Source organism: Emticicia sp. GW821-FHT11C11, assembly GCF_058808615.1.
On the sequence record NZ_JBXARV010000001.1, the window covers coordinates 1370901 to 1395399 of the forward strand.

General features: G+C 41.4%; 21 protein-coding genes and 1 riboswitch. Of the genes, 6 read left to right on the forward strand and 15 right to left on the reverse strand.

Annotated features, from left to right (window positions below):
* Positions 1-15: 15 nt before the first annotated feature.
* Together AC1RRY_RS05815 and AC1RRY_RS05820 are read left to right on the forward strand one after the other, a co-directional pair.
* Positions 16-453 (forward strand): CBS domain-containing protein, encoded by a 438-nt coding sequence (locus AC1RRY_RS05815; protein ID WP_492817498.1) that lies wholly within the window; start codon positions 16-18, stop codon positions 451-453.
* Between the two features lie 70 nt (positions 454-523).
* The gene (locus tag AC1RRY_RS05820; RefSeq protein ID WP_492817496.1) at positions 524-976 is read left to right on the forward strand and encodes a DUF2721 domain-containing protein; all 453 of its coding nucleotides are present in this window, start codon (positions 524-526) and stop codon (positions 974-976) included.
* On the opposite strand, the gene AC1RRY_RS05825 is transcribed toward AC1RRY_RS05820, so the two are convergent.
* The 4 genes from AC1RRY_RS05825 to AC1RRY_RS05840 all read right to left on the reverse strand — a co-directional run bounded on the left by AC1RRY_RS05825 (position 960) and on the right by AC1RRY_RS05840 (position 4237).
* Positions 960-1607, reverse strand: a complete 648-nt coding sequence (locus AC1RRY_RS05825) for a lysoplasmalogenase (RefSeq protein ID WP_492817494.1) — start codon at positions 1605-1607, stop codon at positions 960-962. The genes AC1RRY_RS05820 and AC1RRY_RS05825 overlap by 17 nt on opposite strands.
* Before the next feature lie 11 nt (positions 1608-1618).
* Entirely contained in the window at positions 1619-2764 is a 1146-nt protein-coding gene (locus AC1RRY_RS05830; RefSeq protein ID WP_492817492.1) for a M28 family metallopeptidase, read from the reverse strand.
* A 480-nt stretch (positions 2765-3244) separates the two neighbouring features.
* Positions 3245-3670, reverse strand: a complete 426-nt coding sequence (locus tag AC1RRY_RS05835; protein WP_492817490.1) for a hypothetical protein — start codon at positions 3668-3670, stop codon at positions 3245-3247.
* A 27-nt stretch (positions 3671-3697) separates the two neighbouring features.
* Positions 3698-4237: a 5' nucleotidase, NT5C type gene (locus AC1RRY_RS05840; protein WP_492817488.1), complete on the reverse strand. Its 540-nt coding sequence runs from the start codon at positions 4235-4237 to the stop codon at positions 3698-3700.
* A gap of 144 nt (positions 4238-4381) precedes the next feature.
* A riboswitch (cobalamin riboswitch) is annotated at positions 4382-4579 on the forward strand.
* Between the two features lie 88 nt (positions 4580-4667).
* Here AC1RRY_RS05840 and AC1RRY_RS05845 point away from each other — a divergent pair.
* The 3 genes from AC1RRY_RS05845 (at position 4668) to AC1RRY_RS05855 (ending at position 9018) form a co-directional block, all read left to right on the forward strand.
* Positions 4668-6566: a TonB-dependent receptor plug domain-containing protein gene (locus tag AC1RRY_RS05845; RefSeq protein WP_492856498.1), complete on the forward strand. Its 1899-nt coding sequence runs from the start codon at positions 4668-4670 to the stop codon at positions 6564-6566.
* 5 nt (positions 6567-6571) lie between these two features.
* The gene (locus tag AC1RRY_RS05850; RefSeq protein WP_492817484.1) at positions 6572-7636 is read left to right on the forward strand and encodes a YncE family protein; all 1065 of its coding nucleotides are present in this window, start codon (positions 6572-6574) and stop codon (positions 7634-7636) included.
* A gap of 134 nt (positions 7637-7770) precedes the next feature.
* Positions 7771-9018 (forward strand): DEAD/DEAH box helicase, encoded by a 1248-nt coding sequence (locus tag AC1RRY_RS05855; RefSeq protein ID WP_492817482.1) that lies wholly within the window; start codon positions 7771-7773, stop codon positions 9016-9018.
* Between the two features lie 58 nt (positions 9019-9076).
* Here AC1RRY_RS05855 and AC1RRY_RS05860 read toward each other — a convergent pair whose 3' ends face one another.
* A complete protein-coding gene (locus tag AC1RRY_RS05860; protein ID WP_492817480.1) occupies positions 9077-9550 on the reverse strand; it encodes a DUF3299 domain-containing protein in 474 nt (157 codons plus the stop codon).
* A gap of 137 nt (positions 9551-9687) precedes the next feature.
* Here AC1RRY_RS05860 and AC1RRY_RS05865 point away from each other — a divergent pair, with 137 nt between their 5' ends.
* Positions 9688-10035, forward strand: a complete 348-nt coding sequence (locus AC1RRY_RS05865; protein WP_492817478.1) for a hypothetical protein — start codon at positions 9688-9690, stop codon at positions 10033-10035.
* Positions 10036-10120: 85 nt separating this feature from the next.
* Here AC1RRY_RS05865 and AC1RRY_RS05870 read toward each other — a convergent pair whose 3' ends face one another.
* The 10 genes from AC1RRY_RS05870 to AC1RRY_RS05915 form a co-directional block, all read right to left on the reverse strand.
* Positions 10121-11797 (reverse strand): hypothetical protein, encoded by a 1677-nt coding sequence (locus AC1RRY_RS05870; protein WP_492817476.1) that lies wholly within the window; start codon positions 11795-11797, stop codon positions 10121-10123.
* 25 nt (positions 11798-11822) lie between these two features.
* Positions 11823-14042, reverse strand: a complete 2220-nt coding sequence (locus tag AC1RRY_RS05875; RefSeq protein WP_492817474.1) for a hypothetical protein — start codon at positions 14040-14042, stop codon at positions 11823-11825.
* Entirely contained in the window at positions 14039-15262 is a 1224-nt protein-coding gene (locus AC1RRY_RS05880; protein ID WP_492817472.1) for a BatA domain-containing protein, read from the reverse strand. The genes AC1RRY_RS05875 and AC1RRY_RS05880 overlap by 4 nt, the downstream gene beginning before the upstream one ends.
* A gap of 2 nt (positions 15263-15264) precedes the next feature.
* The gene (locus AC1RRY_RS05885) at positions 15265-16125 is read right to left on the reverse strand and encodes a DUF58 domain-containing protein (protein WP_492817470.1); all 861 of its coding nucleotides are present in this window, start codon (positions 16123-16125) and stop codon (positions 15265-15267) included.
* A gap of 5 nt (positions 16126-16130) precedes the next feature.
* The gene (locus AC1RRY_RS05890) at positions 16131-17108 is read right to left on the reverse strand and encodes an AAA family ATPase (protein WP_492817468.1); all 978 of its coding nucleotides are present in this window, start codon (positions 17106-17108) and stop codon (positions 16131-16133) included.
* 3 nt (positions 17109-17111) lie between these two features.
* Positions 17112-17726 carry a DUF4159 domain-containing protein gene (locus tag AC1RRY_RS05895; RefSeq protein WP_492817466.1) on the reverse strand — a complete coding sequence of 205 codons (615 nt, stop codon included), beginning with the start codon at positions 17724-17726 and terminating at the stop codon, positions 17112-17114.
* A 157-nt stretch (positions 17727-17883) separates the two neighbouring features.
* Positions 17884-19221 carry a TldD/PmbA family protein gene (locus AC1RRY_RS05900; RefSeq protein WP_492817464.1) on the reverse strand — a complete coding sequence of 446 codons (1338 nt, stop codon included), beginning with the start codon at positions 19219-19221 and terminating at the stop codon, positions 17884-17886.
* A gap of 135 nt (positions 19222-19356) precedes the next feature.
* Positions 19357-20997, reverse strand: a complete 1641-nt coding sequence (locus AC1RRY_RS05905; RefSeq protein ID WP_492817462.1) for a TldD/PmbA family protein — start codon at positions 20995-20997, stop codon at positions 19357-19359.
* A 304-nt stretch (positions 20998-21301) separates the two neighbouring features.
* On the reverse strand, positions 21302-22618 hold the full coding sequence (locus tag AC1RRY_RS05910; RefSeq protein WP_492817460.1) for a TldD/PmbA family protein: 1317 nt from the start codon (positions 22616-22618) through the stop codon (positions 21302-21304).
* A gap of 22 nt (positions 22619-22640) precedes the next feature.
* On the reverse strand, positions 22641-24287 hold the full coding sequence (locus tag AC1RRY_RS05915; protein WP_492817458.1) for a TldD/PmbA family protein: 1647 nt from the start codon (positions 24285-24287) through the stop codon (positions 22641-22643).
* Positions 24288-24499: the final 212 nt, after the last annotated feature.

The following is a 24499-nucleotide window of genomic DNA, read 5'->3' on the forward strand; positions in this document are numbered from 1 at the left end:
CGTAAATTTATACCTATGAAAATTCGTCAGATATTGCAAAAAAAGAAAATCAATGCGCTCTTTTCGGTTTCATCAGATACAACCGTATATAATGCGCTTGTAGAAATGGCCGATAAAAATATCGGGGCGGTTTTGGTAATAGATAACGGAAAACTTTCCGGCATTTTTTCAGAACGTGACTATGCCCGCAAAATTGTGTTAAAAGGGCTGCATTCTGACGAAACGAAGGTAAGTGACGTAATGACATCGAAAGTGATTACGATAGATATGGAAGATAAACTGGAAGATGCCATGCGTATTATGTCTGACAAGCACATCAGACACTTACCGGTAATGGACGCTGATAGGCTGGCGGGTATTATTTCCATCAATGATTTGGTAACAACAATAATCAATGAGCAAAAGGCTCAGATTGCTTCCCTCGAAAGTTATATTTCGGGCAGTTACGCATAATATCTCTTTCAAAGACCTACTTATTTTGTTTATAACGGCGAAGCCTGCAGGTTTCGCTTAATCATACCTGATGGAATTGACTATTAGTACCCCGGCGCTTCTTTTTTCTACAGTTTCATTACTGATGATTGCTTTTACTAACCGGTTTCTGGCTTTGGCAAGTCTTATTCGTGACCTGCACTTGAAATACAAAACAGAAGAGGAAAAAGAAAACATTGTTGCACAGATCAGAGGCCTGCAACGACGCATCAGAATTGTAAGGAATATTCAGGTAATAGCCATTTCGAGCCTGCTTTTGAGTGCCGTTTGTATGCTGTTAATTTTTGTAGGCAAAGAACTGGCTGCCAAATGGATGTTTGGCGGAGCCCTGATGCTTCAAATTGCAGCGCTGACGCTATCAGTGCGTGAAATTACGCTTTCAATGAATGCCTTGAAACTCGAACTCAGCGACATGGCTGAATTAATTACTCCTGAGCCTTCATACAGAAAACGAAGAAGGAATGAAGCTAAGAGCGGCGACTGATTAATAGGCCATGAATGATCAGGTATTGGGCCACAACATAGGTGCTCATAATCCAGAAGCCTGCCAAAGGTATTGACACTACGAATTTAGTAAGCGCAATGAGCGAGTCAGAGATAATGAATAAGACGGCGCCAATCAGCACTATTTCATAACTTTTATCTTTCACCTGCCTTTCACTGGCTCTGATACCCATCAGTGTTATCACAACCGAATAAAGCATGACCGGAATTTTGAAGTCTGCCGGAATTTTATTGAGCAGGAAGAACAAAAGCAAACAGGCGTATGATATAAACGGTAACCAACGGAAGTGGCGGGATTTCCCCTCTTGCTGAAACAGCAATATATAGCAAACATGCCCCAGCAAAAACGCACCTAAGCCTAGCAAAAAGAAGTTCTGATTGAATTTCTGAAACATCAGGAAGGTATCACCCAGGCAGGAGAAAAGCAGCGCAAACAACACAATACGGTCTCTTCTGGTAAAAGTTGTATGGGTATGCTGATAATAAAAAAGACCCAGGGTAATCATCAGCAGGGGTTTTGTTATATAGCCAAGCCATTCGTTTTCCAATAAGCCAGCTACAATATTTAATGCAGACAAGCCAAAGAATAGATAAGTCTGGTTACGATTCATAGTAAAGAAGATTAAGAATTGTTGAGTTGTTCTCCGATTTTCTCTGCTAATATAATAGCCTTTTCCATAGGTAAAAAATCTACGTTTGTCAGAATATCAGTCGGGCGGTGAATATTAGGCATGCGGCCATTGGCATCAAGAGCCGCCAGCGTTACTGCCGGAATACCCGCCCGCTGAAACCAGACCGAGTCAAAATCAGCTGTATGCCATGCTCCGGTTGTTACGTTTTTCAGAGCAGGAAGTTCCGCAACGGTTTGTTTGGCTATCTGTATCAGCTGGTTATCATACACAATATTAGACCAGCTGCCGGTCTGGGTAATGATTTTCAGATTCCCTTTACCTAAAGTATCAAAATTTACCAGATAAGTTTCTTTATTGAATTCGGTATAATGTTTTTTCATATAAGCTCTTGAGCCAATCATACCTACCTCTTCGGCACCTGTCAGCACCAGTTCAACATCAAGATTATCCAGATTTTCAGCCCACAATTTTTCTGCCGTGGCAATAGCTGCTGCCACGCCGGTGGCGTTGTCAGAAGCCCCGTTTGAATATCCTAAACGGAAATAATCGACGGTTCCCACTAATCCCTGCAATAGAAAATAGAAGGCTAAAATATTGCCTATCAGCATAATGAAATTATTAGGCACCAGAAACTGAGAAATGGCTATAAACTGTGCTATAATCATAAGAAGCAAACTCATTTTTAATGATTTTCTGAAATTACCTACCATTTCAGGTCTGTAAAGAACTGAAATAGGCGCTGTGTCCCAGTGTGCCATCAGAATGAGCTTTTTAGGCTTGCTGACCTCGTTATGTTTAGCCTTAACTATCAGATTATACGAAGTGACTAAGGGAGGGAAACCAGTAACCGGCGATGCGTACCAGTTGAAATACAGCATAGCCAGGGTTACAAATATCAATGTCAGAAATAAGCCAGCTATAGGGGAGAAATTAAGCGCCAATAATCCTGCCGTTAAACCCCCAATCAACCACCATACAATTGAGATGTAGGTTTTAGGTGTTTTGAACGACTCCCTTGTAACATCTCGTTCCGGAAACAAACTGCTCAGATAATCAAGCACGGGTATTTCATTAGCAGTAGCTACGCCTCTGTTAGGAAAAGATGCCAGTTTTTCTACAATTTGTTTTGCGGTCATATTGGGTTTTAGGTTTTATCTTTAGCAGAGCTAATCAAGAATCTTAAAATTTTCAATCGGTAAATCTGTTTCAGAGAACATGGTGATTTTCCTTATAAACTTATGTTTCAGACGCCAATCGTAATCACTTTTTAGAACACTAATCCTTATTGTTTTGCCTTGATTTGTATAGGTAAGATTCCCATTATTGTAATAGTATGGCTGAAAAAAGATTTTATTGCTTGTATAGAAATTTAATGAGGGGTAACCTTTTAACTCTTACTCTGTTCCATGCTTTTTAATGTGAATGTTTGTTATCTCACTTATAAAGTAAATTATTTCATCAGAATCAGATTTTTTCCTGACAATCAACCAAAAAGTTGCTATTGTAATTAATACAGCAGCGAATAAAATAATTGGGCCGATTCTCTCAGAACTAGGTATTTCTTCATCTAATGAAATTTTAAGTGGTGCTTTTAGGTTTTTGTCAATTGGTAACTTTTACTTTCTAAAGTAGTTAGTAAAATCTGAGAAATTTTTATAGTCCTGGCTGCTTATAGATATAGTTTTTTCATTTGTTCTAAAAACTAAATTTTTGTTTGATTTGTATTTTCCAACCTCATCATATTCAATGTTCCAAGCAGTGATATCAGTAATCTTTATTTCATCAAGATATTCATTTTTATGCGTGGCTATAATTATTTTATCAGAATATAAATAGTAAATGTATTTGGATAAATTGAGAATAAGATAACTTCCTAAAAAGAGGCAAAACAAAGAGCAGAAAAGTAGCAGCCATGAAACTACTGCAATTGACTGAACAAAAAACCAAAAATATCCTGCTAACAATAAAACGGCTAATGTGATAGATCGAGCATAGTTATTGTCAGGTTGTGATACTATTGTTTTTTCTTCAGTTTTTCCCATGAATACAAGGTCGTTTTTGAATGAATCTTAACTTTCATTCTCAAAAAAAGCCTCAATTTCTTTCCATGATTTGAATCTTTGATAACCGGTAACCATCTGATTATGGATGGCGCTAAACATCAGCGTTTTACCTTTAAAGGTCTTCAAGTTTTTCTCGTGGTCGTCAATCATGTAATCGGCGGCTACAATGCTTTTATCACCGCAAAGTACAATATTCCGCCATGAAATAAACGGAAAGTGTTCTTCCAGCCAGTCCATTTTATCTTTCAATGAATTAGGGAACTCGGTGGCTGCCGATACGATGAATACTTCAAATTTTTCATGCAGTTTCTGTACCACTTCTACGGCATCAGCCATTACTTCTACATCTCTGAAAAAACCCGGTTTAAATATTTCTTCTCTTATTTTGTGATAGTTTTTTTCCTCGAAAATCTCAAAATATGCTTTGTTTTCAAAATGCTGCTCAGTAAAAGCGGTACCTACCAGATGGTTATAAGTTCTGAGGATTTTCTTTCCAGTGGCTGCCATTACGTCGTCCATATCAATGGCAATTCTCTTTTTGGTCATTCGTATTAAGGTTTTGTATGTGCGAATATAAACATAGATTTTACAACATTTAACAAGTATAAGCATCTGTTTTCAGAATTAGTATTAACGTGACATGAACTACTATTTTTTTGTGCAATTGCTGTTAATTTTAAAAATCATTTTACCTTTGCATCAGTTTTAGGTGCCTTATGCGATTTCCGATAATCGTCTCAAGGCTTAAAAGGGAATCCCGTTCAAACCGGGAGCTGTCCCCGCAACTGTAAGTTTCATTGATGCATTTCGTCTTCATGGCCACTGTTATACGGGAAGGCCGGAAATGCTGAAACGAGTCAGGAGACCTGCCCAGGACTATCCTTATTTGCGCTTTACGGAGGATAAAAGCAAATGAGCGACAGGATATCATTCATTTTATATTCATTAATTTTTGAGCATTTCCATTAAATGCTTTTTGTCGAAGGTATTCTCCTTTGTATTTGCGTGGTTTTTACTACCGCAGGTAAATGTCTTTGCCCAAACCGATTCGACACGAATGCTGGATGAGGTAGTGGTGAAAACCTTTACCCCAACTCGTTTTATGGCGGGTTTGAAAATCCAAAGCATCGATTCAGCAGCCATACAGCAGGCGAAATTTCAGACACTGGCAGAGTTCCTGAGTTTTCAGGCACCGGTTAATTTCCGGCCATATGGTAACGGACAACTGACCACCGTGGGACTGCGAGGTACCTCGAGTAACCATACTGCAGTGCTCTGGAATGGTATCAATATTAATTCGCCAAGCACTGGGCAGAGCGATTTTTCTACGCTTCCCGTGGCAGGTTTCGACTTGCTGGCTATTCAATATGGATCTTCGTCCTGTGTAGTTGGTTCTGATGCGGTCGGAGGGAGTATTCTTCTCGATTCAAAACCTGTTTGGGAAAAGAAAATGCAGGCGAGTTTCGGACAAAGACTGGCCAGTTTCGATAACAGACAAAGCCAACTGTCAGTGCGGCTATCTGATAAACGTATTTCTTCTAAAACCGTATTTTATAAAGGGGTGTTGAATAACGATTACCCTTATACCGAGCGGAATTATTATCCGGTAGAGCGCTCTGCTACGGCATCAAAAGGATTCATACAGGATTTGTTTTATCTGACTAAAAAACAGGACCAGATTTCGCTGAATATCTGGTTGTCGGATAATAGTGTCGAGATTTCGCCGCAGTCAATTAATACAAGAGAATTGTTGCAGACCCAGGCAATCAGGGTTCTGAATACTTATCAGTTCAGGAAACTGACCGTGAGAGGTGGGTATGTACAGGATATAACCAATTATGGGAAAGGTAACTTTATTAAACCCAGCCGCACAGCCATAGACCGTTTTCTGGTTCGGGTGGAGCATGAATGGCAAATTTCAAAACTAACTGCACATATTGGTACAGAGGCGGCTAATGTGGTGGCGCACGTTGATGAGTATGAAAGAAGAAAAATCTCTGAAAACCGACTCGATCTTTTTGCCTGGTTGCGCTATCAGGTTTCCTCGAAATTTCTTGCTTCGCTCAATGTGAGGCAGGCATTTGTGAAAGGCTTTGAGCCGCCGATGGCTCCGGCATTAGGGTTCGAGTATCAGCTTGCTAAAGCTATTAAGTTAACAGGTAATGTTTCGCGCAGCTACCGCGTACCCACCATGAATGAGCGTTACTGGTCTGAATTGGGAGACCCCAATCTGAAACCTGAAGACGGATTCAATAAAGAACTCGGTATCAGTTGGAATAAGGCAAAAAACGCTTTCAGTTTCAGTTCATCTCTGAACGTCTATCATAATCTGATTGACAACTGGGTATACTGGAACCCAGAGATAGGGTATCGCGTACAAAACCTGCAACAAGTACTGGCTAAAGGCATAGAACTATCTCATAAAACACAGTTTCAGCAGAAGCGATTGACTTTAGGGTTGAATACACAATATGCCTATACGCTTTCTTCACAACGGAAGGCTTATGACAATTTTTCGGCCGATGTGATAGGCAAACAACTGATTTATATTCCGAAGCACAATTTTACTGCCAATTTATTCTACCAGACCCGAAGCAAAGGCGAGTGGATGAAAACACACGGAATGCCATTCCGTGCTACGCTTCAATGGCAGACCAATAGCCGCAGGTACTACACCTTCGACAACTCCAAGTGGTTCGATGGCCAGCAGCTTGTGAATGTAATACTGGAAAGCGGTTTACAATGGAAACACGTTGACGGTCAATTGTTTTTTCAGATCAATAATGTATTCGATGAGTTGTATCTCAATTCGAAACGCAATGCCATGCCAGGCAGAAATTATGCAATCAACTTAGTTATAAACATAAATAAATAATCCAGATGAACTACAGAAAATTATTACTGATTGGTTTTGTTTCTATTGCTCTTTTTTCTTGTGAAACAAAAGAAGCAGAACCCGCACAACCGTATGACTCAGGTGTGATTGTGATAAATGCCGGAAACTTTTTTGATAATAACGGCTCTCTCTCATTGGTAGACCGCAATTCAAAAACGGCGTCGCTTGATATATTTCAAAAGGAAAATAGCCGCTCGATAACCGGAGGGATAGCAGATTATGCGGAAGTTGATGGGAAAGGCATCATATTGGTTGATAACTCAACAACTGGGCAGGATAAAATTGAAATTGTAAATGCCCGCACTTTTAAATCTGTTGCCACTATTCCGTCGAGTGAGATTGAAAACCCCCGCCAGGCTGTAAAAGTGAGCGCTAACAAAGCCTATGTAACTGCCTGGGCAGAAACAGGTGCTTATCCCGATTTTTATATCAACAAAGGTTATGTAGCTGTACTTGACTTGACAACTAACAAAATAACCAAGAAAATACCTGTACAAAAAGGTGCAGAAAGCATTGTTGTGGTAGGGACCGAGGCCTTTGTAAGTGATGCAAACGATGGGGTGATTCAGGTAATAGACACACAGACTGATACTTTTAAACAAGAGATTAGTGGAGTGGGTAGCATCAGTAGCTTACAGGCAGATGCCAATGGTAAAATATGGGGTTTTGTATATCAGGATGTAGTGAGAATAAACCCACAAACCAAACTGGTAGAAGCAAGAATTAAAGTAGGCGGCAATGGTGACAAAACACTCGGAAATCTGACTTTCAGTGCCGATAGAAAAACTATCTATTTTTCTTTTTCACATTGGAGCGAGGTGGGTGAAACCTTTAGTTTTAATATAAATGATGCTACCATTTCAACATCGACTCCTTTAATTAAACGCACCTTTACTGCCTTCGGATTTGATCCAAAAGAGAATATAATCTATGGGGGTACTACGCCGTCATACAAACAGGCAGGCTATGTTTTCAGATACAAGCCGACTGGCGTATTGATTGATTCAGTTAAAGCTGAAATCGCCCCGAGCAGGTTTTTATTTAAGTAATGCATCAGCTTTAAATTGATTGGTAAAGTAACTAAAGAATGCATAGAATAGCTGATGATTCGGCCATTCTATGCATTCTTCATTTCTAAATGCTATCTTTACGTTTTTACCAATCTATAATTTCAGAACAAAACTTGCAATTTAGCGAATTTAACCTTCATGAAGACCTGTTGTCTGGCGTAAGCGCCATGAATTACATTCAGGCCTCACCCATACAGGAACTAACCATTCCACTCATTCTTGCAGGAAGAGACCTCCTGGCTTCCGCACAAACCGGCACAGGCAAAACAGCGGCTTATCTTATTCCTTTACTTGATCAGGTGGTGCGCCAACAAAGCAACCAGACATCGGTACTGGTACTTGTACCAACCCGCGAACTGGCTAAACAGATTGACGAGCAAATTGAAGGATTCAGTTATTTTATCAATGCTACCAGTATTGCCATATATGGCGGTGGTGTAGGTGAAGAATGGGATCAACAGCGAAAAGCTCTGGTGCACGGAGCAGATATAATCATTGCTACGCCCGGGCGGTTGATGGCCCACATGAAATCTACAGAAGTGAAGTTTGACCATATCAAATGTCTCGTACTTGATGAGGCAGATAAAATGCTTGATATGGGTTTTTCGGATGATATCCTTTTTATACTGAAACAACTTCCGGCCAAACGGCAGAATCTGATGTTTTCGGCTACCATGCCCCGGAAAATAAGAGACTTTGCCAATAAAATTCTGAATAATCCTGAAGAGGTCAGACTGGCAACTTCTAAGCCTGCCGAAGGGATAGACCAGCAATTTTATTTAGCCAACGATACACAGAAAATTCCGTTACTGGCACATCTGCTAAAAAATGATGGAGTTCAGTCAGTAATCGTGTTTTCTTCTCAGAAAATGATGATTGATAAAATTATCAGAGCCTTGACAAAATTAAAACTGGATGCCAGAGGTATTTCGTCAGATAATTCACAACAGGAACGCGAAAACGTTTTACGTGATTTTAAGAACAAACAATATAAGATTCTGGTGGCGACAGATGTACTTTCGAGAGGTATTGACATCAATAACCTGAGCCATGTAGTCAATTTCGATGTACCTCGTGATGCAGAAGATTATATTCACCGAATTGGGCGAACAGCGAGAGCAGAAACCACAGGTACGGCTATCACTTTCATTAATGAAAAAGACCAGTATCGCATTGCTAATATAGAAAAGCTATTGGAAAGAGAAGTAGAGAAGCAAAACATTACGGAAGGTTTAGGATTAGGCCCCGCCCCTGAGTATAAAACAGGTGGTACGAAAACCAGATTTAAAACGTCATCGGGTAATAAGACCAAATCGAAGAAGAGATTCTTCCGCCCGGCCAATAAGCCTTCAGGAAATTAATACCAGGACAATAGCCATATAGAGCAAACCTGTATGGCTATAATGTTATCAAAGCTGCTCAGTTAAACTTCCTTACCGTTTCAGTATTCTGCAAAACATAATTCAGTTCTTCCACATTATCAGTATTGAGCTTTAGCGTGCCTTTTACAGTCCAGATCTCGTCTGTTGCAAATCTGCGGGGTTGTCTGAGCTTCAGTTGAATGATTGACTCTGGCCCTGAGCCACCGCAAAAAAAGCAGGCGGCCATAGGATTCGCCGAAAGCACGAAGACATTTTCCGCGGGGTCAACCGGAATCATATAGCCTCTGATTTGTATTACTTTTCCTTCCAATGCCTTTACTCTCTCTCCGAATTCCGGATAAAGAAAAAACATGTTTTCCTGTTTGTTGAATCTTTTCTTAAATCGTACATCCTGCAGGTCTTTCCAGGTTATATTTTGTGTAGCACCCTGCCATGAAAACCCGAAACCCAAACAACTGCCGAGGAGAATGATGGTCATTCCTGATGAAAAAGGATAGAAGATACGTTTCATAGTCGGAGAATTTTTATGCAATAGTGTTGCAAATGTAGAAATGCAATTCTACGTTTGCAACAATGTTGCATTTATTTTATTTGTTGAACTTCGATAATGTTACCCAAACGTATCTGATTGCTATAAACCATTTTATTATGACAAAAGTATTGTTAGGAATCCAACTGCTTGCCGCTTCTTGCATTCATCTGCTTTGCTGTGGGTTGCCTTTGCTGATAAGCATCAGCGGTGGCCTGAGCATATTTATTGCCTTGCAAGCATATACGCCTCTGCTATTGGGTTGCCAATTGCTCATTTTCGTGCTTACTTTTTATCAGTTGTATAAGCCAACCGGCAGGGTTTCTAAAGTTCAGCGTGTCAGTTTCTGGGTAATCTCGCTGGTTTCGCTTGTCTTGTATTTTTATCCGCCTGTCCACTGGTTTAAATCGGAAGAAACCAGACTGAAACAGGCTCAAATGGAACGTTTTTTCAAACATAAATCCTGAAAAGAAATGAAGAAAATAGTATTGAGTTGATTAAGAGCAGATTGGAGAGCGCTCTGGTACAAATTGTGGAAGTGTGGAAATAATCTCAAAAATCCAGCTTAGGTTCAACCCAAAGCGCCACTAACCCTATCAGTATAAGAGCAAACCACATCCAGTCGGGTAGGGTAGTGGTCAATGCCTGCGAAACCGAAGGACTTCCGCTAACGGTATTAAATGTCTGGTGAGCTAGTAAAGCTTCTTGTATTTGTTTGCTTTGTTGCAGCGTACTTATTTTATCTTCAACGTAAACGGATAGTGAATCCTGAAAAGCTTGCCAACCCGGTTTTCTAAAAACATAGTTGGCCGAGAAGGTAAGCGGATTAACAACTGACTGTAGAAGCCGGGTGGTATCACTTGCTATTTTAAGCACATCTGTAATTGCTGAAGGATTGTTGACAATAACGGGTGTCTGGGTATCAGTAAAAACAGGAGATTGTATAATGACGTTATTCTGCGCCGGGGGATTCAACTGTTGGAATACTGAGGCCCAGATTTTATTATAATTCAGACTATCACCACTTAATTTCAGAGGGAAAGTCTCGTTTAAAAGGCTTAGAACTATTGTGCCGGCTTTCTTCTGAACAGCGATGGGATAGGTACCCACTGATTTTTGATTGATGTTTTCCACCAAAGCATATGGCAAGGCAGTGAGATTATCGGCGAGATTTACTGATTGCTCATTCGATATCTTTTTTACCCGCCAGTTAGTACCCAACGCCTGATTAATAGTTTTGACATCCTGCTCCGGATTAGTACAGTTAATAAACAAAACACTTTTGCCTTCTGCAGCAGCTTTTTTTACCAGAGCATGAGAAGCGTTGCCGGGGTCAGTTATTACAATATCCGTATTGAAGGTTTTTGCCTGTGTGGTTTTATTGATAGAAACCTTACTTTGAGCATCTTTGGCGATAGTCGTAATGATTTCGACCTTGTGATTGTTTTTACCCAGCCATTCAGATAGGTTTTTACTTTCAAAGTCGGGGTTACCCAATATAAACAGCACATTGTGTGCCTGAGGGGCGTGAGCGAAAAAGTGTATATCCTGCAAAGACTTATTTTCTAATGCCAGTGTGGCCTCTGTCTGCCCAATCGTGAAAACCGGAAAACTCAGCTGAAAGGCATTTAAGCCTTTTTGTAATAGTACGCTATCTAAAATCTGATTGGCGTATTTGATACTGAGTGTCTGAGGCTTGTCTACCGTTATTTTCCCACTTACCTCCTGTATATCGCCCTTTCTTACGATGCCTTTCCAGTCTGAATCCTCCAATTGTCCGTTGTTAAAATAAGGTATCCAGTTCAGGGTCTTATTGCTTAGGAGACTGATTGTCTTTTGATTGAAATTTTGCCCTAACAGGTATACAATGCCCGGTTGATCCGAAAAGTGTGGATTTTTACTCATTAGCCGGTTGAACTCAGAAACACTGAACGACTCTCTGATTTGCAGACTGTCTCTGACTTTCTGAATATATGCTCTCGGTACTCCTGCATCAGTCAATAAAATCTTGTTGCTATCAGTCGTGCGGTTGAACCCGGGTTGAAGAACGAAGAGAAAAACCATTAACCAGACAAACAGATTCAACCCCGCGCGAATCCACAAGCGTTTTGTAGGTAGTGTTTTCAACTGCCATAATAGCCAGAATTGGATAAGCAGCACTACTGCTAAACACCCGTAGAGTAGCCACTTTGACTGAAAAACTGATAATATGAGTAATTGCAATGTCATTGATTAAGTTTGGTCTGATGCCGGACTACTGAATGTTTTTCCAGAATGCCTTTTCTAATTTTTTTTCTCCCGAATAAGATTTGTTCAATGTGCCTTTAGGTTGACTGATACCTGTGAGCTGATAAAGTTTTGTCTTTAGCTCAGCTTTTTCGTCCGCCGACAGGTCTTTATCGTTGATTAACTTCTGCAACAGGCTCAAAACCGACCAGTTGCTCAGTTTGCTGTTCATTACCTTGCCACTTAGATAAGACCCCAATGCCAGTACTGTTTGCTTTTGGAGGCCGTTCAATTTCTGCGCTTCCTGTTTGGTATCTATAATGCCGAGTACTTCTGCCACCAGTTGCTCCACCTGTTGTTGCGAAAAATTCTTCTCGTAACTGAATGCTTCATTGAATTTGTTCAGTTCGCCTGTCATACGCTTTTCTTTTTCTTTGATGGGTGGCGGGTCAAAGCTGGTTTTCTTTACGAATGATCGTGCTTTTTGTTGGGCCGATTTCAGAAATTCCAGCGCCTTTTTCTCAAAAGGTAATGCCTTTTCGGGTTCATATAGGCGTAGATGCAGTTCTGACTGCCACATTTGTTCCAGCGCCATTTTCAATAAACTGCGGGTTGATTGTTCGTAGAATGTATTGGCTTCGCCGTCGTCGTGCGAGTGTACATAATCTTTCAGAATAGCCGCCAGCGGGTCTTCGTTGTAGTGATTACCTTTGGTTTCTCCTCCGTGGTCATGTCCGTGCTCTTGTTGTTTTCCGCCGTCTTCGTGGTCATGCTCGCCTTCATCGTGGGCATGCACAAAACCCTTTAACAAATCGGCGGTTTCGTTACCGGCAGACTCCGGTAAAGCGCTGCCACCACCGATCGAGTTCTCAAATTCTTCTCCCAGATACTGTCCATAGCGCAGACGCAACGCTTTCTGATCGAAACCTATTTCATTAGAAGTACTGTTAAAATCCTTCTGATTGATTTTATTTCTTTTGGCAATGAGTTTTTCGGTATCAATAATAATCTGCCGCTGGCTTCTGAAATATTCGGGCAGAATATTCATGGCCATAGTGGCCATTTCAGCTTCTTCAGTTTTAGAAGTGTCTTTGTATACAATAAAATAGGTATCCGATTTGGTATAATTCGGTTCTGGCTTCTTGTTATCAAATGCTCCCCAGTAATAGTACAATTCATCGCCCGGAGCAAAATTGAGGGCTTTTAAATCGATGATTTTAGATACGGATGCTTCTTTGAAATTTGTTTGGTTAATAGGGAATTTCACTTCTCTGAACTTCACGTTTTCACCCGAGCCACGGGCGACTGTAGCAATAATGAATGCCTGTGTTACCAGAAAATCGTCAGATACTTTGGCCGAAATCTGTATAGTTTTCGGGTCTTTCAGAAAATGAAATTTATATAGCTCTTTAGAAGCCGGGTCAATTTTAGGCGCCAGGTCGGGTATTGCCTCCAGGCGATAGTAATCAGACTGATAAACCAATGAGTCTTTCCAATAAGCTTTAATGGTATATAAACCTGAGCCATGTAGCACATCGGTATACTCAAAAACTTCTCCGGCTTTCTTAAATGTCAGTTCCTCTCCTCTGTTATTGCTTAGTTTTACGGCCAGACTATGGGTATGATTAAATGCTACCTGCCATTTAAGTATTGAGCCGCTAATAGCAGAAGCGTTTAAATCCTCGCTTGTTTTTATCGGTAATCTGGTATAAGCAGGGGGGGTAATGGTTAATTGTGACGAACTGAAAACCGGTGCTTTCGCAATTGTTTCCGGCGATGGTGTGGCCTTTGTTTGAGTACTAAAAGTTTTGTTTTCCTGATTTTGTCTGATAAGTGGGTATCCCCAATAAATACCCAGTGAAACCAGCAGGGCAGCGATTGGAATCCATATTTTAGAGCCTATTGCTGTTGGAATCTTGTGTCCATCTAATTTAGAAGCTAATCTTTCTAACTGCAATTGCTCCGCAATATTGGGCTGAGAAACACTAAGCAGTTGAAGGCTGTATTCTGTGTCTCCAACAGTTTTGTGTATTAGTTTTACTGCATCATTTTGCTTGTCGGTAAAGAGTTTTGTGTAGTAAGCGCTGATACCAAAAGTAAGCAGACTGAAAGTAACTAATAGAGAGACAGAATCAATAAAAACAGCGAGCAATAAAAAGACGGATACAGCTACCAGAAAGCACGTCAATAAAGCGACCGCATATAACTGGTAGCGAACACCCGATATAATATGTTTGACCTGATTCATGCGTTTTTCCGAATAGCTATATAACGTTCAATGCCTAAAATAATGATAAAAGCTAAAAGCAAAAGCCTTGAAAACTCACTTTCTTCGGTTGTTTTGCTGGAGCTGTAATGAGTAAATAAACCTTGCAACTGCTGGTGGCTCAAAATAGTGCGTACAGGGTTTAGCTGGTAGTACTTAACTAATGTCTCTCCCAACCACTCAGGAAACTCACCATTAAAAACGGCTGCTGAGAATTGTGGATTGAGGCTGTAAGGAATATGAATTATGTTTTTCTGATAACTCAACTGATTAGCCGGAGTATGGTTGGCATCTGAGATAATACTTAAAGTTGATTCAGAAGCGAATTCTGACCCTGCTTTTAATAGCTTATCACTGAAAACCCAATTATATTTTTTGTTCTTATCTGTCTCGATATCTATGGCCAGTTCTAATTTGTATACCTCTTCTAATGCCTTTAATGCGGCCAGGATGGTTTGTTTTTCTACTTTGTCCTGATTCAGAACCAAAATTTGGATCGGAGTAGTATTGGCAGGTTTGTTCAGATAATTGTTGTCTTTATCTAATTCGTTCTGGCCGGTCAGTTGGTTAGCTGCATTTACAAAAAGTTTATTTTCACCAAAGGCTAAGTAGGGTTTTGATACTTGTTTTGTTGAATCAACAACTGTTTGCAGATGGAATGTTGAGGGAACGAAAATTTTGGGTACCTGCGCCAGGTCCTGATCATTAATGAGATATAGTTCTATATGCTCTTTATCTATTGTCTGCGAGAGTTTATTCAGGGCTGACTGCAGTATAAGTGGATTAATGCCATCTGTAGCAGGTATGCTGTTAATATCCTCAACAGGAATTGGGTTGGATTGTATCCAATATATTTTTTCACCTTTTTTCAGGGCTTCCTGCAATTCAAACTTAAAATTGCTGACTATTAGGTTGTCCGGTTGAACCAGATGTATTTTTTTGGCGGATGATTGCCCGTTGAACCAGTCTACCACAGGTTTACTCAATAGAAAGCAAAACAGCAGTAAAAGCAGACATCTGAGTAGCAGTAATAGAATATTATCCAGCCGGATGCCTCTCGACTGCTGAAGATTCTTTTCTATGAGCCATTGCGTAGCAGCCCATTCTAATACTTTCCCTTTTTTCTGATGCCAGAAGTGGAGTATAATTGGTATGGCAATAGCCAAACCGCCCCAAAGCATCAGAGGATTTAACAATTCCATACTTATAATTTCCTTTTCTTTAGAGACTCTGCAACAACCCTGGCGATGGGTTCATTGAGCCTCACTCTGATTAAATTAACATTAGGTATCCGCAAGGCAATCTCCAGATTTTCAAGATATGCTGAAACAGCTGTTTTAAATTCTTCTTTTACAGCCTCTGCCTGCAACTCTATCTCTCTTTGTGTTTCCAGATCTTTGAAACGATAAAAGCCTTTCAGGTTAAAATTGATTTCATCTTCCCCTAATACCTGAAAAATTACGATATCCCGTCGTGGGTTGGCAATGTTCTTGATTAACTGTACCCACTCGTCATCGGCTTGCAGAAAATCTGAGGCAATGACAATCAATTCCTTTTGTTTTTGTTGAAATTCGGGGAATTTCGGATTACTGTTTTTCCATTGTCCACCTGCTTCTGCCTTTTCAAGTGTATACAGAATCCGTTGAAACGATTGCTTGCCTGATGGTACCAATGTTTGCAAGTCGCCGTTTTGGAGTGTGTACAAACTCATCTGGTCGCTCTGTCGATACCCCAGATAAGCCAGTGATGCCAGCAGGACTTTGCAATATTGCAATCGGCTTACTGACTTCTCCTGATAATTCATTGAACCTGATAAGTCGAGCACAAATCGGATATGCAGGTTGCTTTCTGTAGCTGATTCCCGCACCAGATGCTTTTGTGTGCGGGCAAATAGTTTCCAGTCGATTCTTTTGGGGTCGTCTCCCGGTTCATAGTGTCGGTATTGTTCAAATTCTGTCCCGATACCCGAACGCTTGCTTCCGTGGATTCCCAGCATCACTTCTTCACTAACTAATCGACCAGCCAGTTGCAGATTATTTAATTTAATGAGTTCGTTAGTGAGCATCAGGTTTATTTTTTCAACAATTCACCAATCACGTTATCCGTAGTGATATTTTCGGCTTCGGCACGGAAGTTCAGCGCAATTCTATGGCGTAGTACCGGATACGCCAGTGTCTCAATATCTTCCGGAATCACAGAGAAACGTTCGTTCAATACGGCTCTTGCTTTTGAGCATAGAATGAGTGCTTGTCCTGCACGTGGGCCTGCGCCCCAATTGCACCATTGTTTTACAAAATCAGATGAGCTGTTAGCCGGACGGGAATTCCTTACCAACTGGTTAACTTTCACAATCAATTCGTCGCTGATGTGCACCTGTCTGGTCAGTTTTTGTAAATCTATAATCTCATTGTCTGTCAATATGGTCTGTAAAGTCTGTTTGTTGCTACCAGTAGTACTTTTCAATACGTTTAGTTCTTCCTGTTCTGATGGGTAGCCCAATTTGATATACAACAAGAAACGGTCTAATTGAGCCTCCGGTAGGGGATAAGTACCTGCCTGCTCAATCGGGTTTTGGGTTGCAATAATCAGGAACGGCAGAGGCAGGTCATAGTTAGTACCAGCATAAGTAACTTTGTATTCCTGCATAGCTTCCAATAATGCCGCCTGCGTTTTAGGTGGTGTACGGTTTATTTCGTCGGCCAGTACAATATTGGCGAAAATAGGCCCTCTGTTGAACTTGAAAAACTTCTTGCCGGTTTCATGGTCTTCCTCCAGAATTTCAGTGCCGATAATATCACCGGGCATTAAGTCGGGAGTGAACTGAACCCTTTTAAACTTCATATCGAGTGCTTCCGACATGGTCTTTACCATCAGGGTTTTGGCAAGTCCGGGGACACCTTCCAACAAGCAATGGCCACCTGCCAGTAAACTAATCAATATTTCATTGATGGCCTCTTCCTGGCCGACAATAACTTTACCGATTTCTTTTTTTAAGTGTGGTAATTTAGATACCAGTGATTTATAGTGATTAAGATTTTGTGTTTCCAATGTTTAAACCGTTAATGCGTAATTGATGATATTTACTCCGAATTTGGTATTGTCTTCGGCTAGCCAGCGTTTATTCCTGAAGTCGTAGTCCCATTCACATCCGTAATCTTTATTGCTGTATAGCACGCCTATCCTTCCATTAATCTGAATGGCTTTCAGGTAGTCGTGCACCAGGTCGTCACCCCAGCCGTTCAGTTCGAAACTGGTGGTAGGCGGGCCATCGAAATGAAAGAAAGAGTGATAAATAGGATGGGTATTGGGTATTTTCTGTAGTGCTTTGGCGCTGAAAGTACGAGCCATTTCCTGCTCGAATGATTTGGCAAACAGTCCGTCGATGTCATGATTGCAATCGTCAACAAAGACAAACCCGCCGTTTTCAACATATTTTCTAAAATGCTCTCTTTCCTGACTAGAAAACTCCACCAACTTGTGGCCACTAAGGTAACAGAACGGACTTTTGAAGATTTCGTTGCTGCTCAATAATACAACCTTCTCTTTTTCATCAACAGGTATGGTAGTGTATTCTACCAGCGAATTCAGGATATTGGAAGGCATGCGTTGATCTGTATCCCAATCCCCCGAAGTGTATTGAATCCGAGTGAAGACGAAAGGTTTCAAGTGTAATGAAGTGTTAATTTTCTGAAATTGTGTCTTTGGAAGTAAAATGTTTGAGATAATAGAGAAAAACTTTTCTCTATTATCTCTATTTCATTTGGCATTTATCCAATATTAAATATTTAACCCTTGTAGTACATAATCACGGACTACCAGTCCGCTATACGGCATCAGAAAGTGACGAGAACGTAAATTCTCTTATTTTCATCGGCGGTACAATGTAATTCTGGTTCGACTCCGTGCTAACCACGCGCTCAGGCTTGCCCAGCGTTTCAAGGTTGTTAAGCATGATAATCGGACTTTCGTTAAAACGGAAATTCTTAATCGGATGTTTTATTTTTCCATCTTCAATATAGAATGTTCCGTCGCGGGTAAGGCCAGTTTGTAATAAAGTCTGAGGGTCAACCGAACGGATATACCATAGCTTGGTAACCAGGATACCTCGTTTGGTACTCTTAATCATCTCTTCAAGTGTGGCGGTGCCTCCTTCCATAATCATGTTATTAGGAAAAGGTACGGGTTTTACCCCTTTTTCTTTCGCCCAGAATCTTGAGTACGCCAGATTTTTAACCACTCCTTTTTCTACCCAGAATAATTTCTTTTGTGCCTGACCATCACCTGACCATGCCGCTGCCGGTAAATCGGGGTGCTGAGGGTCTGAATAAAAAGTGACGCGTTCGTCAACTATTTTTTCTCCTAATTTGGTTTTACCCCCGGTCTTGCTCATAGACGAACGTCCTTCGTCAGCACTACGGGCGTCCATATCAAAATAGAGGTTTTCCAAAAGTACAACTGCTGCGGTAGGCTCTAATATAACCGTATATTTACCGGGTTCCAGTGCTTTTGCACCTGAAGAACCAACCGATTTCTGGATAGCAATTTTAGTGGCTGCTGCAGTATCAAGCTTATTTATATCATTATAACCTCTGGCAACATAGCCTGACCCGGTACCATCCTGAGTACGAACAGTCAGTGAGAAGTTGACATTAGAGTCAAGATAGTAAGCAAACAGTCCTTTAGAATTCATCATAGCGTTGTAGCCGTGGCGGTCTTCCAAAAAACCAGCCGCTACCAGATTTTGCGCTCTTGATAACTGCAGGCTTTTGTCTACGGCGTCTGCACGTGTGGCAGGGGTGATTTTCGCGGTAGAATCATAATGCCCGCTTGATTTAAGATATTGCTGAGGTTCTAATAAACCTACATATTCAGGGTTTTCTGGTGCCAGTTGAGCTAATTCTTCTGAGCGACGAACAACTTTTTGGATCGAAGCATCATCCAGCTCATCAATAGTGGCGATGCCGACTTTTTTACCAAAAGCCGATTGTACCTGTAAATTTACATTGATTAATGACCCACTGGTTGAAACTTCATTACGGGCATAGCGAATATTGCCACGTATTTCGCCAAGCAGATTTACTTCACATTCATCTGCTTTAGAATAGCTTAAAACCTTTTTCAACAAGGTTTTGGCTTCTGTTTCGGTTAGTATAACAGACATTTGATTTCAGATTTTAAATGGTTTGATTTTAAGGATTGAATAATGAAACATGGTTGAAGGAGCAAGTAATCTGAAATTCAATTTCTTTCTGCATTCTCCTTTTTCCGTTTTCCTTTCTTCATCCTTCTGTAAACATTAGATTTTACGGGCTGTATTAATGACGTTTACGCCATTAAAACGAGTAGTTGAACTACCGTGTGACACCGCACTTGATTGCGAAGGTTGCCCTTTGCCATCGAAGAACGAGCCGCCTAAGCGATAGTCTCTTTCGTCGCAAATCTGTACACAAGAGTTCCAGAATTCCTGTGTATTTGACTGATACGCTACGTCTTTCAGCATACCTTCAATCTTACCATCTTTAATTTCATAATACAACTGCCCGCCAAACTGAAAGTTATAACGTTGCTGGTCAATCGAGAATGAACCGTCGCCAATAATATATATTCCTTTCTTTACATCTTTTATCATTTCCTCTACTGAAAGAGGTGCTTTGCCCGGAGCAAGTGACACATTGGCCATGCGTTGGAATTGCACCGACGACCAGCTATCTGCATAGCAACAGCCGTGTGATTCTTTCTCACCGATAATATGTGCCTGATCTCTGATAGCCTGATAGTTTACAAGAGTACCGTCTTTTACTAAATCCCAACGTTTGGTTTTTACACCTTCGTCGTCCCAACCCACAGCACCTAACGAACCTACCTGAGTTTTATCAGCAAACAGATTCACTTCTTTGCTACCATAGTTAAAGTTTTTACTTTGCCATTTATCTAAAGTGGCAAAAGATGTACCGGCAAAGTTAGCTTCATAGCCCAGTACACGGTCGAGTTCAAGCGGGTGACCTACCGACTCATGGATAGTTAGCCATAAGTGAGAAGGATCAAGTACAAGGTCGTACTTACCGGCTTCTACTGATTTTGCTGTTAGTTTTTCTTTGGCTTGTCTGGCTGCCGCAGTTACGTCTTCCAGCATATCATAGCCTTTATTATAACGGGTGGTAACACCTGTAACTTTGTCGGAAGGATTAGCCTGCAAATATTCATACCCCATACCAACCGGAGCACTAAGTGCCTGGCGGGTTTCGAATTTGCCCGTTTTAGGGTCAATGGCAGTAACGGCTGCAATAGGCCAGATGCGGTGTACATCCTGGTCGATATATGACCCATCAGAAGAAGCAAAATACTTTTGCTCATTCACCATAAACAGTACTGAATTAACATAGTTGGCTCCGTTTTTAAGCGCCGCATCGTTTACACTCAACAATAAATCAACTTTCTCTTTGATAGGGACTTCAAACGAATTTTTCTTGATAGGGGCTTTCCAGCTTACTTCACCAAAACCTTTTTGAGGAGCCAACTGTACTGGCTCTTTCATTAGTTTGGAATTGGCTTTTGCGATGGCTACTGCCTCTTCGGCTGCTCTGGCTGTGTCGGCTTCACTTTTAGCGTCTACCACGGCAGCAAATCCCCAGCAACCATTGGCAATTACGCGTACTCCAACACCATACGATTCGGTGTTGACAATGTTCTGTACTTTGTCTTCACGAGTGATGACAAACTGGTTAAGGTATCGACCGATGCGTACATCGGTATAGGTAGCGCCTTTGGCTTTAGCGGCGTTAAGAGCGGCATCAGCTAACCGTTTTTTTACAGCCACGTCAACGCCTCCGTCCAGTAGGGCTTCTTGAGAAACCGCATTGCCCACAAGCGGAATACCTGGCAGCATCATTGCGCCAAATCCCATTCCAGATAATTGGATAAAGTCTCTTCTTTTCAAAGCTTTTTCAGTTTTTATTTGTGAGTGAAAGAATAATTATTCAGGAACTATAAAAGTAAGAATTAAAATGAATTTCCTACTAACCCAGTACGGGGGATTTTGACAAATGGGTCAATAAATGGCTAAAAGGTCCGCTGAAATGCGCCATTTGGGTTGCTGGGTACAACGAATAAATTCGTCGTCTAGCTTAACAAAGGAATTATGATTGGCATAAGCCGACTCAAGTCGGCTTAGTACATGCAAAAATACCTCTGTTATATTAGTCGCCGAATTTATTCGGTGAATTACCAATGAAAAACTATCCTTATACCGCGTCTGAAAGAGACGAGAAGGTAAAGTCTCTTATCTTCAACGGAGGTATCATGTTACCGCTTATACGTACCGGTGCGCCCATGGCTTCCAGGTTGTTGAGCATGATAACCGGGCTCTCGTTGAAACGGAAGTTCTTAACCGGAAATTTGATTTTGCCGTTTTCAATATAGAAAGTTCCGTCGCGGGTAAGACCTGTATAAAGCAGGGTTTGAGGATCAACGGCACGGATATACCACAAACGTGTTACCAGAATACCTTTCTCTGTACCTTTAATTAAATCGGCAAGCGATTGGGTTCCTCCGGCCATAATGAAACCTGATGGTGGCGGTACTGCCTTTACTCCTTTTTTATCAGCCCAGAATCTTGAATAGGTCAGGTTTTTCACCACACCGTTTTCAATCCAGGTTACTTTCTCTTGTGGGCGACCATCACCGGCAAAACCTGATGTAGGTGCGTCCGGATTGGTAGGATCAGAATAAATGGTTACTCTTTCGTCGAAAAGTTTTTCACCTAAACGTAAGCCACCACCTTTTTTACTCAGGAAACTTCTGCCTTCGTCGGCATTACGGGCATCCAGGCTGCGCATCATGTTCTGTAGTAAATCTACTGCAGCAGCCGGTTCTAAAATAACCGTGTATTTACCAGGCTCCAATGCCTGTGCTGAAACAGACGCCATCGCTTTTTGCATGGCTACCTCAGTAGTTGCTTTGGTGTTTAGTTTCGATACATCGTTGAAATCTTTGATGGCATAACCTGAGCCTAGCCCATCTGCTGTACGCACCGTGATAGAGAAATCGACCGATGTTGATTTATTGTAACCGAAAAGACCTTTGCTATTACCCATAGCAAAAAAACCTGAGGTGTCTTCCAGATAACCGGCCGCTACCAGGTTCTTTTTGGTGCAGGGATCAATGCTGTCGAAGGCTGCTTTGGCTCTGAACGCCGGGTCAATGTTAGCTGTACTTTGGGTAAAAGTATTTGACTCCGTGTATTGCTGAGACCCCAGCATAGGCATATACTCCGGGTTTTCGGGGGCCAGTCTGGCGATTTCTTCCGCTCTGCGAACAGTTTTTTCCAGCGATTTGTCATCAAACTCATTGATGGTTGATGTACCACTGCGTTTGCCGAATACTGCTGTAACTGCCAGCGAAAGATCGGTTGCCTCACCGCTGGTTGAAACCGTATTACGGGCATAACGTATATTACCGGTGCGGCGACCGGTAAGGGCCACACTCATTTCGTCAGCTTTTGAAAAGGCTAACACCTTATCAATTATTTTTTTAGCTTCTTCTTTTGTTAATATAGCCATTGTTAATGTTCTTTTATTTAGGTTAACCGATTTTTCTACCGGTGTTAATCACATTTACACCATTGAAACGGGTAGTAGAACTACCATGTGATACGGCACTTACCTGTGATGGCTGACCTTTACCGTCAAAGAATGATCCGAAAGTGCGGTAATCGTCTTTATCGCATATCTGTGCACATGAGTTCCAGAACTCCTGTGTATTCGACTGGTAAGCTACGTCATCAAGCATACCGGCTATTTCACCGTTTTTGATTTCGTAGAATAGCTGTCCGCCAAACTGGAAGTTGTAGCGTTGCTGGTCGATAGAATAAGAACCACGGCCTATGATATAGATACCTTTTTCTACACCTTTAATCATGTCCATTACATTCAGCTTGCTGGTGCCCGGACGAAGAGATACGTTTGGCATGCGTTGGAACTGAACCGAATTCCAGTTGTCGGCATAGCAACAGCCGTGTGATTCTTTCTCGCCCAGAATATTCACCTGATCTCTGGTGGCCTGGTAGTTCACCAGAATACCATCTTTAATCAAATCCCACTCTTTACACGGTACGCCTTCGTCGTCATAACCTACGGTTCCTAAAGTATGTGGTTGCGTTTTATCGGCTACAATATTTACCAGTTTGCTGCCATAATTGAAATCCTTGGCTTTCCATTTATCAAGCGTAGCGAAGCTGGTTCCTGCATAGTTGGCTTCATAGCCTAATACACGGTCAAGCTCCGTTGGGTGACCTACCGACTCGTGGATGGTTAGTCCCAGGTGATTAGGGTCAAGTACTAAATCGTATTTTCCGGGCTGTACCGATTTCGCAGTCATTTTTTCTTTGGCCTGTTTCGCTGCGTTAATGGCGTCTTCAACCATGTCATAAGAGTTACGATAACCTACCAGTCCGTTTGGCCCTGCAATTTTTTCGCTTGCCAGCCCATCCAGATACTCATAGCCCATACCCATCGGTGAGCTGATGGCGTCACGGGTTTTGAATTTTCCTGCTTGTCTGTCTACGGCAGTTACGGTAAAATTAGGCCAGATGCGGTGTACATCCTGATCGATATAAGAACCGTCAGAAGATGCAAAATACTTTTGTTCGTTTACAAAAAACAGGTTAGAAGTTACAAAACCTGCTCCGTTTTTCATGGCTTCGCTATTGACTTTCATCAATAAGTCGATTTTCTCCTGTACCGGAATCTCAAAGGCATTCTTCTTGATTGGTGTTTTCCACGCTACTTCTCCTACACCTTTTTGTGGTGCCAGTATTACCGGCTCGGTTTGTATTTTGGCATTGGCTTTGGCAATAGCAACGGCGGTTTCAGCACATTTGGCAATACCTGCATTGCTTACGTCGCTGGTAGCGGCAAATCCCCACGTACCATTGGCTATCACTCTGATACCCACACCATAAGATTCGGCATTGACAATGTTCTGAACTTTGTTTTCACGAGTGAAGAGGAACTGTTGCAGATAACGGCCTATACGGACATCGGTATAAGTGGCCCCTTTAGCTTTGGCGGCGTTGAGAGCAACATCGGCCATTTTCTTTTTTGCAGCGGCGTCAGCCTTGGGTTCCAGCAGATGTTCGACAGGGACTATGTTACCTAAAACAGGTATGGTTGAACCCATCATAGCCCCCAGACCCATACCCGACAGTTGGATAAAATCCCGTCTTTTCATAATTGGGTGAGCGATTGAAGTTTGAAAGATGAAATACTGTTTTGTAAAAATGAAAAAAAACTGTGCACTTACCAATTTTTCTCCTGAATTTCCCCCAATATGGGTGATAAGAATTGCCTTTTAGCAGGGCAGATTAAAACTTTCTTTGGGAAAAACATTCTTAAAAATAAATAAAAAATAAGAGACTATTGTCTTACTACGACAAAAGAATG

Excerpts from the sequence above, each read along its gene's own strand:
- AC1RRY_RS05875 (WP_492817474.1), bottom strand. The coding sequence starts at position 14,042 with ATGAATCAGGTCAAACATATTATATCGGGTGTTCGCTACCAGTTATAT.
- AC1RRY_RS05910 (WP_492817460.1), bottom strand. The coding sequence starts at position 22,618 with ATGGCTATATTAACAAAAGAAGAAGCTAAAAAAATAATTGATAAGGTG.
- AC1RRY_RS05825 (WP_492817494.1), bottom strand. The coding sequence starts at position 1,607 with ATGAATCGTAACCAGACTTATCTATTCTTTGGCTTGTCTGCATTAAAT.
- AC1RRY_RS05835 (WP_492817490.1), bottom strand. The coding sequence starts at position 3,670 with ATGGGAAAAACTGAAGAAAAAACAATAGTATCACAACCTGACAATAAC.
- AC1RRY_RS05865 (WP_492817478.1), top strand. The coding sequence starts at position 9,688 with ATGACAAAAGTATTGTTAGGAATCCAACTGCTTGCCGCTTCTTGCATT.
- AC1RRY_RS05840 (WP_492817488.1), bottom strand. The coding sequence starts at position 4,237 with ATGACCAAAAAGAGAATTGCCATTGATATGGACGACGTAATGGCAGCC.
- AC1RRY_RS05850 (WP_492817484.1), top strand. The coding sequence starts at position 6,572 with ATGAACTACAGAAAATTATTACTGATTGGTTTTGTTTCTATTGCTCTT.
- AC1RRY_RS05815 (WP_492817498.1), top strand. The coding sequence starts at position 16 with ATGAAAATTCGTCAGATATTGCAAAAAAAGAAAATCAATGCGCTCTTT.
- AC1RRY_RS05830 (WP_492817492.1), bottom strand. The coding sequence starts at position 2,764 with ATGACCGCAAAACAAATTGTAGAAAAACTGGCATCTTTTCCTAACAGA.
- AC1RRY_RS05880 (WP_492817472.1), bottom strand. The coding sequence starts at position 15,262 with ATGGAATTGTTAAATCCTCTGATGCTTTGGGGCGGTTTGGCTATTGCC.
- AC1RRY_RS05860 (WP_492817480.1), bottom strand. The coding sequence starts at position 9,550 with ATGAAACGTATCTTCTATCCTTTTTCATCAGGAATGACCATCATTCTC.
- AC1RRY_RS05885 (WP_492817470.1), bottom strand. The coding sequence starts at position 16,125 with ATGCTCACTAACGAACTCATTAAATTAAATAATCTGCAACTGGCTGGT.
- AC1RRY_RS05915 (WP_492817458.1), bottom strand. The coding sequence starts at position 24,287 with ATGAAAAGACGGGATTTTATCCAACTGTCGGGTATGGGTCTGGGGGCT.
- AC1RRY_RS05900 (WP_492817464.1), bottom strand. The coding sequence starts at position 19,221 with ATGTCTGTTATACTAACCGAAACAGAAGCCAAAACCTTGTTGAAAAAG.
- AC1RRY_RS05820 (WP_492817496.1), top strand. The coding sequence starts at position 524 with ATGGAATTGACTATTAGTACCCCGGCGCTTCTTTTTTCTACAGTTTCA.
- AC1RRY_RS05870 (WP_492817476.1), bottom strand. The coding sequence starts at position 11,797 with ATGACATTGCAATTACTCATATTATCAGTTTTTCAGTCAAAGTGGCTA.